This window comes from Paracoccus aerius (assembly GCF_014656455.1).
GTDB lineage: Bacteria > Pseudomonadota > Alphaproteobacteria > Rhodobacterales > Rhodobacteraceae > Paracoccus > Paracoccus aerius.
Genome location: NZ_BNCL01000002.1, coordinates 319,607 through 330,853 on the forward strand (window position 1 = coordinate 319,607; position 11,247 = coordinate 330,853).

Annotated in this window: 8 protein-coding genes; 3 read left to right on the forward strand and 5 right to left on the reverse strand. The window is 70.3% G+C overall.

The genetic code is table 11. The annotated features are described in order from the left end of the window. Positions 1–20 precede the first annotated feature (20 nt). The 4 genes from addA to tsaE are packed head-to-tail and all read right to left on the reverse strand — an operon-like array spanning position 21 to position 8,391. The gene (addA, locus tag IE224_RS03740; RefSeq protein WP_229849229.1) at positions 21–3,404 is read right to left on the reverse strand and encodes a double-strand break repair helicase AddA; all 3,384 of its coding nucleotides are present in this window, start codon (positions 3,402–3,404) and stop codon (positions 21–23) included. Next, positions 3,397–6,342, reverse strand: coding sequence for a double-strand break repair protein AddB (gene addB, locus IE224_RS03745; protein ID WP_191308158.1), 2,946 nt, complete (start codon positions 6,340–6,342; stop codon positions 3,397–3,399). The genes addA and addB overlap by 8 nt, the downstream gene beginning before the upstream one ends. Then, positions 6,335–7,003 (reverse strand): nucleotidyltransferase family protein, encoded by a 669-nt coding sequence (locus IE224_RS03750; RefSeq protein ID WP_229849230.1) that lies wholly within the window; start codon positions 7,001–7,003, stop codon positions 6,335–6,337. The genes addB and IE224_RS03750 overlap by 8 nt, the downstream gene beginning before the upstream one ends. Continuing rightward, a complete protein-coding gene (gene tsaE / locus IE224_RS03755; protein ID WP_191308160.1) occupies positions 6,991–8,391 on the reverse strand; it encodes a tRNA (adenosine(37)-N6)-threonylcarbamoyltransferase complex ATPase subunit type 1 TsaE in 1,401 nt (466 codons plus the stop codon). The genes IE224_RS03750 and tsaE overlap by 13 nt, the downstream gene beginning before the upstream one ends. Before the next feature lie 107 nt (positions 8,392–8,498). On the opposite strand from tsaE, the gene IE224_RS03760 reads away from it, so the two are divergent. Next, positions 8,499–9,101, forward strand: coding sequence for a COG3650 family protein (locus IE224_RS03760; RefSeq protein ID WP_167620862.1), 603 nt, complete (start codon positions 8,499–8,501; stop codon positions 9,099–9,101). A gap of 16 nt (positions 9,102–9,117) precedes the next feature. On the opposite strand, the gene dapB is transcribed toward IE224_RS03760, so the two are convergent. After that, a complete protein-coding gene (gene dapB, locus IE224_RS03765; protein ID WP_191308162.1) occupies positions 9,118–9,954 on the reverse strand; it encodes a 4-hydroxy-tetrahydrodipicolinate reductase in 837 nt (278 codons plus the stop codon). A gap of 69 nt (positions 9,955–10,023) precedes the next feature. Between dapB and rbfA the strand changes: the two genes are divergently transcribed. Further along, a complete protein-coding gene (rbfA, locus tag IE224_RS03770; RefSeq protein ID WP_167620864.1) occupies positions 10,024–10,443 on the forward strand; it encodes a 30S ribosome-binding factor RbfA in 420 nt (139 codons plus the stop codon). Continuing rightward, positions 10,433–11,188 (forward strand): phosphodiester glycosidase family protein, encoded by a 756-nt coding sequence (locus tag IE224_RS03775; RefSeq protein WP_191308164.1) that lies wholly within the window; start codon positions 10,433–10,435, stop codon positions 11,186–11,188. Before rbfA ends, IE224_RS03775 begins: the two co-directional genes overlap by 11 nt. Positions 11,189–11,247 lie beyond the last annotated feature (59 nt).

Here is an 11,247-nt window from a genome sequence, read left to right on the forward strand (position 1 = left end):
GGCAGGGCTTGCCTTTACAGCTATGAAGCCATCGCCCGACGGTCAAGGGCAGCCATGGCATGGTCCAGGACCGCGTCCGGGATGGGCATCAGGCTGCGCGCCGCCGTCCACAGCACCGCGATCCGCACCGGGCGGCCCGGCCAGATCAGCCGCATCGCGGCGCGATAGGCGGCCATCTGGCGCAGGATCCCCTCGGGCGTATCCTCGGGACGGTCGGGCACGACGGTGTTCGACTTGTAGTCCACCGCCAGGATCTCGGCCTCGCTGACGATCAGCCGGTCCACCGCGCCATGGATCATGCCCAGGCCCGGCAGGGGGGCGGTCAGCCCGACCTCGGCCAGGATCTGTGCGCCGGGGGCGGGGGTCATGACCTCGGCCAGTTCCGGTGCGGTGATGACCGCCGCGGCCTCGGCCAGCAGGTCGGCCAGTTCGGCGGCATCGGGCAACCCGCCCTCGGCCCCGGCCAGCAGGGCGCGGGCGCGGGCCGGCCAGTCGGCGGGCGGAACATGAGGCAGGCGTTCCAGCAGCAGGTGCAGCCGCGTGCCGCGCAGCATGGCGGCGTCGGGATCGCCGTCGCCGTCGCCGCCCCCGATCACCTTGGCACCGCCCAGGGCGGTCGCGGCGGTGGCGCGGTTCTGCGGCGGCGGCGGCGGGGCCGGGCGATCTGCCCAGTCGGGCGGCTGCACGGTCGATGCGACCTTGCGTTCAAGGCTGACGGGCAGGTCGGGCCATTCGCCGAAGGACAGGCGCTGCGCCGAACCGATGCCGTCGATCTCAATGGTGGCGCGGGTCAGGGTGCAGCGTTCGGCGCCCGTGGCGATCATGGAATGCCACGACTCCAGCCCCGATCCGCAATCGCCCGCCGCCGCGACGATCAGCCAGCTTTCGGCCCGCGTCATCGCGACATACAGCAGCCGCCGCCGTTCCTGTTCCTGGCGCAGATCGTGATCGGCCACGGCCTCGGCCACGGGGTCGGGCCGGTCGGCTGCGGCCCCCCGCCAGGCAGGCAGGTCGTCCAGCCGGATCAGCGGCTGGCCATGTCCGTTCCGGCGCTTGCGGGTTTCGGGAAGGATCACCACCGGGCTTTCCAACCCCTTGGACCCATGCACCGTCATCACCCGGATCAACCCGCCGCCCCCGCCGGGAAGCTGGCGCTTGACCTGCACGTCGTCGCGGCCCAGCCAGACCAGGAAGCCCGTCAGCGAGGGCGTTTCCACCGAGTCATAGGCAAGCGCCTGGGACAGAAGCTCGTCAATGCCGTCCTCGGCCTCGGGGCCAAGCCGGGCCAGCAGCGCCGCGCGGCCGCCGTGGCGCACCAGAAGCCGGGAGATCAGTTCATAGGGGCGCAGCTTATCTGCCCAGGACATCAAGTCGCTCAGCAACTCGTAAGCCTGACGGTGCGGCGAGACGCGCAGCCGTTCCCACAGATATTGCCGGCCCCGGCCCGCGGCCAGGCGGTAAAGGTCGTCCTCGGACAGCCCGAACAGCGGCGATCGGAGGATCGCGGCCAGGCACAGGTCGTCTTCTGGGGTGGACACCACCGACATGGTCGCGGTGATGTCGCGCACGGCCAGTTCGGCGGCCAGCTTCAGCCGGTCGGCGCCTGCCACGGGCAGGTCCGCCGCCTTCAGTTCGCGGATCAGGTCGTCGAACAGGCCCGCCCGCCGCTGCACGAGGATCTGGATGTCGCCCGGCCCGATGGCACGGACCTGGCCCGTCTTGGCGTCCTTGATCGGCGTGCCGATGATGGCCTTGACCTGTCGCGCCACCGCGCGGGCCAGTTGCGTGTCGGCGGCGTTTTCGGCAGGCGCATCGACGGGGGTTGTCCAGTCGCCACGCTCGGGCTTTTCGGGTTCGGGCAGGGGCGGCCAGATGTCCACGCGGCCGGGCAAGCCGTCGCGAAAGGCGATGTGGCGGGGTGGATCGCCCAGGCCCTCGGCCGCGTCGCCCTGGAAGACGGTATCGACCAGCGACAGGATCGCTGGCGAGGACCGGAAGGAATGGGCAAGCCCCCGCTGCTGCATCGGCTGGCCCACGGCCTCGAAATCCTGGCGGAAGCGGTCGCGGACCGCTTCAAAGACCGCGATGTCGGCACCCTGGAAGGAATAGATCGACTGCTTGGGATCGCCGACCACGAACAGCGTGCGAGGCCGGTCGTGCGCGCCTTCGCCGCTGGTGAATTCGTCGGTCAGGCGCCTGATCACGCGCCACTGGTCGGGGCTGGTATCCTGCGCCTCGTCGACCAGGATATGGTCGATGCCGCCGTCGAGCCGCCACAGAACCCATTGCGCCATGCTGGATTCCTCCAGCAGTTCGGCGGTGCGGCGGATCAGGTCGTCGAAATCCAGCCAGCCCTGCGCGGATTTCTCGATTGCGACGCGGCGGGTGAAATGGTGGGCAAAGCGGTGCAGCGCCAGCGTCTTCTGGGCCAGCGCAAGGCCCAGGACCAAGGGCCGCGCATCGGCCACGCGCTGCATCAGATCCTCGAACTGGGCCATGAAGGGCGCGCACAGTCCCTGGCGCAGGGCCTTGGTGGGGATGTCGCCTATCTTGGGGCCGAAGGGAACCTTGGCGCTGGCGCCGAACAGCAGGCACTTGCACAGGATATGCACGTCCGGCAGCCCCGGATCGCGCCAGTTGCCGCGGGCCAGGTGCTCGGCCAGCTTGCCGTCCTTGGCCCCGCTGCGGGCCAGGATCGGGACCAGGGCGTCGAACAGATCGCCCTCGGTGCCGTCGAAGATCCGGTCCAGCAGCGCCGCATGATCCAGCCCGGCGGGCAGGCCCAGCGAGTGCCAGATGGGTGCGGGATCGGGTTCGCGGGCGTAATCGGCCTCGGCCAGTCCCGCCAGGAAGCCGTCCAGGTCGTCGCCCGAGACAAGCGCCGTCAGGTCGCGGATCGCAGGATCGTCGCTGTCGGCCATCTGGTCCACGATCTGCGCCCGCAGGACCTTGGCCGACCGGTCGTCCAGTTCGCGAAAGCCCATCGGCACGCCCGCTTCCAGCGGAAAGCGCCGCAGCAGCGCCGCGCAGAAGCTGTGGATGGTCTGGACCTTCAGCCCGCCCGGAGTCTCGATGGCGCGGGCGAACAGGCGGCGCGCCTCGGCCAGGTCGGGGCCGGACCCGGGCCCTTCGGCCTCGCCCAGTTCGGCCAGTTCGGCGCGCAACTGGGGCTCGGGCAGCATGGCCCACTGGCCCAGGCGGCGCAGCAGGCGGTTCTGCATCTCGGTCGCGGCGGCCTTGGTGTAGGTCAGGCACAGGATGCGTTCTGGCGCCGTTCCCGCCAGCAGCAGCCGGGCCACGCGGTCGGTCAGAACGCGGGTCTTGCCCGACCCGGCATTGGCCGTCAGCCAGGTGGATCGGTTGGGGTCGGCTGCGGCGATCTGGTTCAGGCTGGCTTCATTCATGGGCACCCACCTTCTGGACATGGGGCGCGTCGGCCAGCGACCATTCGCCGAACCGCGCCAGGTGGTCGTAATCGCCCGCATAGCTGGTCTGCTCGGGCGCGCGCATCGAGGTGAAGCCCGTCTCGCCCGACAGATAGGCCGCGACCAGCCGCACGAAGCCGTCCCAGTTCTCAGCTTCCAGGTCGGTGGAATAGTCGCGGTCGTGGGTGTCCCCCTCGCCGCCAAGCTGGATATAGCGGATGCCCGCGACCTCGGCCGGGCCGATGGCGTCAAAGCCGCCGCGCCGGACCATCGCGGCTTCCAGGATCAGCTGCTTTTCAAAGGCGGCGATCTGCTTGTCGCTGGGCGGCGTGCCGGACTTGTAGTCATAGATCACCACCTGCCCGTCATGCAGCAGGTCGATCCGGTCAGGCTTGGCCGTCAGGGTGAAGTCCATGCCCGCAAGCGCGACCTTGCCGCGCTTCTCGACCACCACCGGGCGGCCCTCGGACAGGCGGGCCAGTTCGTCCGCGACGATCCGGTCGGCGATGCGTTCCATCCGCGCGGCCCAGAAGGCGCGGGCGGCGGGCCAAGGCACCTGCTGGGCCAGAACCTTGGCGGTGATCGCCAGGAAGCGCGCCTTCAGCGCCTCATGGCCCATGCCCGGATCGGGCTTGGTGCCCAGCAGCGCCTCGACGATCGAATGCAGCGTCTGGCCGCGCAGGGCGGCGTCGGGTTCGGGGCGCAGCGCGGGAAGCGGCCGCAGGCCCAGGACGCGCTTGGCGTAGACCGCATAAGGGTCGCGGATCAGCAGCGAGACATCGGTGACCGGCAGTTCCCGGAAAGGCGGCGCGGGCGGGATCGGCGCAGGCCGGGCCGCAGGCGGGACCGGGCTGGCGGGACGCGCGACAGCCTCGGCCAGGGCCAGCCAAGCATCGCCCCGCGCCCGCATTGCCGCAAGCGCCTGGGGGCCGCTGCGTTCGGGCAGGCCCGACATGAGGTTCGTCAGCCGGTTCAGCCAGCGGGACGGGATCGTCTCGGCCTCGGCGTCGCGGCGGGCGCGGGTCAGGATCACCCGTTCCACTCCCATCGCCTGCTGGAAGTCATGTGCCGCCAAGCCGATCAGGCGTTCCGGCAGTGGCAGCCCGGCCGCCAGCCGCATCTGCCGCGACAGCCAGGGATCGGGCTTGAGCTGCTGGGGCCAGCCGCCCTCGTTCAGGCCCGACAGGATCACGATGCCCTGGCCCACGATCCGCGCCTCGCGCGGGCCGCGGATGTGCAGGTAATGGGCGTCCCCCTCGACCCGGACGGATTGCTGCTGCAACTCGTCCATCAGCAGGGCGCAGAAATCCTGCGGACCCAGATCCGGCCCGTGCCCCGCATGTTCGGCCAGATGATCCATCGTGGATTGCAGAAGCGATCCGACATGGTCCTGCCACAGCTTCGAGGCCGCGGCATTTCCGCCGGGGCCTGCGGCAATGCCTTCCGCCAGGGCGATCAGGTCGCGCAGGCGATCGGAGAGGGGGCGCGGCGCCCGGTCCTGCGCCAGCGGCGTGATCCGGTCCAGCCCGTCAGCCAGCCATTCCGCCCAGGTCTTGCGCAGCGCGTCCCCCTTGGATCCCCAGGTCCGCAGGCATTCGCCGTCCGGAAAGGCCGGGCCGTTGCGGCGCAGTTCCAGTTCCAGGTCGCGCGCCAGGCGGCGGGCGTCGTTCGCGCCGACCAGCGGCGATCCGGTCAGGCCCAGCGGATGCTTCAGCAGGATCAGCAGGCGGTCGATGCTCAGCGCCTCGCCGAACAGGGCGGCGATGTGGCGCAGGAACAGGCCGTGGCCGGTCAGCGACAGGGGCTGGCCCGCGCTTTCGTCCGGGCACAGCCGCCAGCGGTCAAGGGCCGCGTTCACGCGCCGGATCAGGTTGCCGTCCGCCGCCACCAGCGTGGCCGAGGCATGGCGTTCGGCGGCGTCCCGCAGGATCAGGGCGATCACCTCGGCCTCTTGCCCCGGCTGGTCGGCCTCGATCAGGGTCAGGCCTTGGGTCGGGGCGATCAGGTCGGGCAGGCGCGGGCCTTCGGCGATCCACTGGTCGGTGACGGGCGCGGGCCGCAGCGCCAGCGAAACAAGCCGGTTGCGGGCCGGGGCGGGCGGAGGCGTGTCGGTCCAGCGGGCCGGGCGGCCCAGCTTGCGGATCAGCGGCGCGAAGCGGGCCTGGGGGTGATCCTCGGTCCGGTGGTCCAGCCCGTCCCAGACCGTCTGCGGCTGGTCGAAGTCGAAGCCCGGCAGCACCACCGCGCCTTCGGGCAGTTGCGCCACCGCCTCCATGAACAGCCGCGTCGCGCCATGCGACCCGGTCGAGCCGACGATGATGACCGGCCCGTCGGGCAGGTTCTGGCCCTTGGACCAGTCCTCGCACAGGATCTGGGACGCCAGGCGCTGACGGGCGGCACGGTCCGTCGGCGGGCCTTCCAGATGGAAGCGGGCGGCGATGCGCAGGAAGCCCAGGGCGTTCTGCCAATGCCGGGCATGATCGCCGGTGTCGATGCCTTCAAGGGCGTCGGGGCCAAGTCCCTCGGTCTGCATCTCGTGCATCAGGGTTGACAGGGACCGGGCAAGCGCCGCGATGGAATGGCCCGAGGCGAGATCCGGCCGGGTCTTCAGAAGCCCCGCCACCAGCCGCGCCAGTTGCAGCCGCCGCGCCAGGGGCGAGGCCTCGGCATGGTCCAGCATCCCCGGCGCTTCCAGGTTGGTCACCGGCAAGAGGCGCGGCAGCAGCAGCGGCCCGCGCAGATCGAACGCGCATTGCAGTTCCGCCAGCGTCCGAGAGGCGTTGCCATAGATGGTGACGCGGGCCATCGCCTCGGGCGGCTGGCCGGCCATGCGGTCCAGAAAGCCCGCGACGAATTCATGGGCAAAGTCGATGCCGGGCGGCAGGGCATAAAGGCCACGAAATACGGGTTCAGCCATGCAGCATTTCCTCGGCCAGGGGGATGGCTTCGGGATAGCCCACGTCGCACCAGCCGCCCCGATGGATGATGCCGAAGGCCCGACCCTCCGCGATCAGCAGATCCCACAGCCGGTTCAGGGAAAACACCGGGTCGGGGATCTCGGCCAGACGGTCGGGGCGGATGATCTGGGCGCCGCCATAGACGTAATCGCCCCGGCGGCTGATGCGCCCATCGGCGTCCCGCGAAAAATCCCCCGCCCCTTGCCGCGCCGTGGCCCGGCCGACCGGCACCAGCATCAGAAGCGCGTCCATGTCCTCGCGCCAGGCCGCGTCAAGCGCGGCAAGCGGGTTCGGCCCGGTCCAGACCACGTCCGGGTTCAGCGTCATCACCGGCCCCGGTCCCAGCAGGGGCAGCGCCTTGCGCAGCCCGCCGCCGGTATCCAGGATCGTGCCGGGTTCGTCACTTATGGCCACGTCCCGCCCGGCGAGGTGGTCCCTGATCTGGCCGCCCCGGTAATGCGTGTTCACCGCCACCGGCCCCGCGCCCGCCTCCCGCCCCAGGTCCAGCGCGCGGTCCAGAAGCGTGCGGCCCGCGACCGGGATCAGCGGCTTCGGCAGGCTGTCGGTCAGGGGCCGCATCCGCGTGCCGAGCCCCGCGGCAAAGATCATTAGCGGGCGCATCGGGCGCGGATCCTTTCCATGACGGCGATATCGGGCGCGGGCAGGGCGGCGACCGCATCGGCCAGGGGCGCAAGCGCCGGATGGGCCAGGTTGCGCCGGACATATCCCCAGACGCGCGGCATGAAGTTCAGGTATCGCGGCTTGCCGTCGCGAATGCAAAGCCGGGTGAAGATCCCCATGATCCGCAGGTTCCGCTGCGCGCCCAGCAGCGCATAGGCAGCGCGGAAGCGGTCATCGTCCAACCCCGTCGCAGCCAGATAGCGGGCGATGCAGGCGGCCTCGACCCCGGGGTCCACGTCGCGGCGCGCGTCCTGCAGGGCTGAAACCAGGTCATAGGCCGGATGACAGGCCACCGCGTCCTGATAGTCGATCAGGCCCAAGGGCGCATTGCCCCGCCAGATCAGGTTTTCCGCATGGAAATCGCGCAGGGACAGGACCGGCGGCACATCGGCGGCCAGATCCGCGTGCAGGCGGGCGATCAGGGGCGCGATCTCCTCTCCGCCACTGCCGCCCGCTGCCTGCGGATAACATTCCGCGAAAAGCTCGACCTGTTCGGCCAGAGTCGGCCCGTCCAGCGGGGCCACGAAACCGGGCACGGGATGGCGGTGCAGGTCCACCAGCAGGTCGGTGATCCGGTCATAGATCACGGGCGCCATGGCGGGATCGCGTTCCAGCACGCGGGCCACAAGGTCGTCGCCCAGATCCTCGACCAGCAGCAGTCCCGCCGCCTGGTCCTGCGCCAGGATCGCGGGCGCGCCAAGGCCGTGGCCGCGCAGCCACTCTGTCATCGCCACGAAGGGCGCGCAGGCGCCCGAGGGATCGTCCATCAGCACCGCGCTGCCCCCCGCGCCCGTCAGCCGGAAATAGCGCCGGGCCGAGGCATCGCCTGCCAGCGGCACCACCCGCGCATCCGCCCAACCCGCGCCCGCCACGAAAACCGCGCGGGCGGCGACCCGCGCGGCGTCGGGTGCGATCAGGGTGACGCTGCGCAGATCGGGATCGGCATGGGCGGCGATGGACAGCGTGAGCGCCCCGTGGGGCAGCCGTTCCAGCCGGTCGGGCCATTCGATCAGGCAGATCGCATCGGTCAACGCCTCGTCCAGGCCCAGTTCCGCCAGTTCCGACGGATCTGTGAGGCGATACAGGTCGGCGTGCCAGATCTCGGACCCCATCGGATCGGCATAGGTCTGGACCAGGGTGAAGGTGGGGCTTGGCACATCCTCGGCCGCGTCGCCCTGGCGGGCGCGGATGAAGGCGCGGGCGAAATGGGTCTTGCCGGCGCCCACCGGCCCGTCCAGCAGGATCGTCTGCCCCGGCCGGGTCGTGGCAGCCAGCATCCGCGCCAGGGCGGCGGTCAGGTCTTCATCGGCGATCAGGCGCATTGTCATGGGCTTGTTCTAGCGGCTTCGTCGGGCGGGGGGAACCATCCGTGAACGGCGCCCGTGGCATGTGGCGGCAAAGCCGCTAAACTGCGACCAAGGAAAAGGAGGCCCCGATGTTCCGCACTGCCCTTGCCCTGACACTTGCCCTTGCCGGTCCCGCCCTTGCCACGCAGGAATACATCCTGCCCACCCTGTTCGATGTGACGGGCGTCGCTTCCGATGACGTGCTGAACATCCGGGCCGAACCCAATGCCAAGGCAGCCATCATCGGCACCCTGGCCCCTGACGCCTTCCGGATCGAGGTGGTCGAGGAACGCCAGGGCTGGGCACGGGTCAACACGGGCGAGGGGTCGGGCTGGGTCTCGGCGCGCTATCTGGCCTATCGCACCGATGTCTGGCAGCCGGGGGAACTGCCGCCCGCTTTCCGCTGCCTGGGGACCGAGCCTTTCTGGGACGCCAAGGTGGAAGGCGGCGATCTGGTTTTGCGCAGCCCCGACGATCAGGCGGGCGACCGCCGTCCGGTGCAGGGCGTGCTGGACAGCGGCATCTTCCGCGATCCGTCGAGGGTGGTCGTGGCGCGGGACATGACGCTGTTCTCGCATCCCCAGATCTGTTCGGACGGGATGTCGGACCGGCTGTTCGGGCTGGCGGCAACGCTGGTGCTGCATGGGGAACAGCCGTCCCTGCTGTCGGGCTGCTGCACGATCCAGCCGTAAGGGGCGTGATGCGGGGCTAGTTCAGCCCCAGCACGTCCTGCATGTCGTATTCGCCCGGTCCCTTGTCCTGGCCCCAGATCGCCGCGCGGATCGCGCCGCGCGCGAAGATCGCCCGGTCGGTCGCCAGATGGCGCAGGACGATCCGTTCGCCCTCGCCCGCGAAGATCACGTCATGTTCGCCCACCACGTCGCCGCCCCGGATGGCCGCAAAGCCGATGCTGCCGGGCTCGCGCGCGCCGGTGATGCCTTCGCGCGCGGGCGTACGCAGTTCGGCCAGCGTCCTGCCGCGCCCTTCGGCGGCGGCCTCGCCCAGCATCAGCGCGGTGCCCGAGGGCGCATCGACCTTCATGCGGTGATGGGCCTCGACCACTTCGATGTCCCAATCCTCGCCCAGGGCGGCGGCGACCTTGCGGGTCAGGCCAACCAGCAGGTTCACGCCCAGGCTCATGTTGCCGGCGCGGATGATGGGCGCGTGGCGCGCGGCGGCCTTGAGGTAATCCAGATGCGCCTGTTCCAGACCGGTGGTGCCGATCACATGGACCGCGCGGGCCTGCGCGGTCAGTTCGGCAAAGGCGACCGTGGCGGCAGGGGCGGTGAAATCGATCACCGCCTGCGCCTGCGCGATGACCGCCACCGCATCGTCGCTGACTGTCACGCCGACCGGCGCCCCGCCCAAGCATTCACCCACGTCACGGCCGATCCAGGGATGGCCCGCGCGTTCCAGGGCGCCCGCCAGCCGCACCTCTGGGTGCTCGGCGATCAGGCGGACCAGCATCCGCCCCATCCGGCCCGAGGCGCCGGTGACGACGATCCCCGGCAAGGCGGGCGCGTCCGTGTTCTGCAAATCGCTCATGGGGCCTCCGGTGTTTTCCCGCCTCATATCCCGTTGCGGCGCGCCCCGCGACCCCCTACATCGGGACGCATGGCACAGAACCGTTTTTCCCATGGCTCCGGCCCCTCGCAGCGGCAGCTTCGCGTGGGCGAGCTGATCCGCCGCACCCTGTCCGACGTGCTGTTGCGCGCCGACGTGCATGACCCGGACCTGAACCGCCATTCGATCACCGTCGGCGAGGTTCGCACCTCGCCCGACCTGAAGGTGGCGACAGCCTATGTGCTTCCCCTGGGTGGCAACGACGCCGAGGAGGCCCTGGCCGCGCTGCGCCGCAATTCGGCCGAGCTGCGCCACCTGGTCGCCAAGGCGATGACGCTGAAATACGCGCCGCAACTGCGTTTCCAGCTGGACGAGACCTTTGACCGCCTGGACGACACCCGCCGCCTGTTCGCCGACGAACGCGTCCGCCGCGACGTGGAAGGCGTGGACGAGGACGGCGATGAGGATTGACCTGCGCCCCCTGGGCATGGCGGTCGGAATGCTGTTCGCGATGGCGATCCCGGCATCGGCCGATGGCTGCGGCCGCATGACCCATGACGGCCAGGGCTATGTCGTCTGCGAGGTCTCGGCCGCGCAGGAACCCGCGCTGCGCTTGTGGCAGGACGGCGCGGACGGCCAGCCGCTGCGTAACTTCAGCAATGTCCGCGCGACCCTGGGGCAGGGCGAGAGCCTGGCCTTCGCCATGAATGCGGGGATGTATCACGCCGACTACCGGCCCGTAGGGCTGCTGGTCATCGACGGGGTGGAGTTGCAACCCATCGTCACGGGGGCCAGCAACGACAATTTCGGGATGCTGCCGAACGGCGTCTTCTGCACGGGCGGGGCGCGGCCCTTCCAGGTCATCGAAAGCCGCGCCTTTGCCGAAGCCCGTCCCGATTGCCGCCTTGCCACGCAGTCCGGGCCGATGCTGGTCATCGACGGCGACCTGCACCCGCGCTTCCTGGTCGATTCCGACAGCCGCTATGTCAGGAACGGCGTCGGCGTCTCGCCCGATGGGCAGACGGCATGGTTCGCGATATCGGACCGCGCCGTCACCTTCCACGAGTTTGGCCGCCTGTTCCGCGACGGGCTTGGGGTCCGTGATGCGCTTTATTTCGACGGCTCGATCAGCCGGCTTTATGCACCGGGGGTGAACCGGGCGGATTTCGGGCGTTCGCTGGGGCCGATCATCGGGCTGGTCGAAAGCGCCGGGTGATCTGGGCCGGTTGACCTTGCGCGGGCGGCTGGCTATGCCGCCGCCTTCGCTTTACGGGG

Excerpts from the sequence above, each read along its gene's own strand:
- IE224_RS03775 (WP_191308164.1), top strand. The coding sequence starts at position 10,433 with ATGAGGATTGACCTGCGCCCCCTGGGCATGGCGGTCGGAATGCTGTTC.
- addA (WP_229849229.1), bottom strand. The coding sequence starts at position 3,404 with ATGAATGAAGCCAGCCTGAACCAGATCGCCGCAGCCGACCCCAACCGA.
- IE224_RS03760 (WP_167620862.1), top strand. The coding sequence starts at position 8,499 with ATGTTCCGCACTGCCCTTGCCCTGACACTTGCCCTTGCCGGTCCCGCC.
- IE224_RS03750 (WP_229849230.1), bottom strand. The coding sequence starts at position 7,003 with ATGCGCCCGCTAATGATCTTTGCCGCGGGGCTCGGCACGCGGATGCGG.
- addB (WP_191308158.1), bottom strand. The coding sequence starts at position 6,342 with ATGGCTGAACCCGTATTTCGTGGCCTTTATGCCCTGCCGCCCGGCATC.
- rbfA (WP_167620864.1), top strand. The coding sequence starts at position 10,024 with ATGGCACAGAACCGTTTTTCCCATGGCTCCGGCCCCTCGCAGCGGCAG.
- tsaE (WP_191308160.1), bottom strand. The coding sequence starts at position 8,391 with ATGACAATGCGCCTGATCGCCGATGAAGACCTGACCGCCGCCCTGGCG.
- dapB (WP_191308162.1), bottom strand. The coding sequence starts at position 9,954 with ATGAGCGATTTGCAGAACACGGACGCGCCCGCCTTGCCGGGGATCGTC.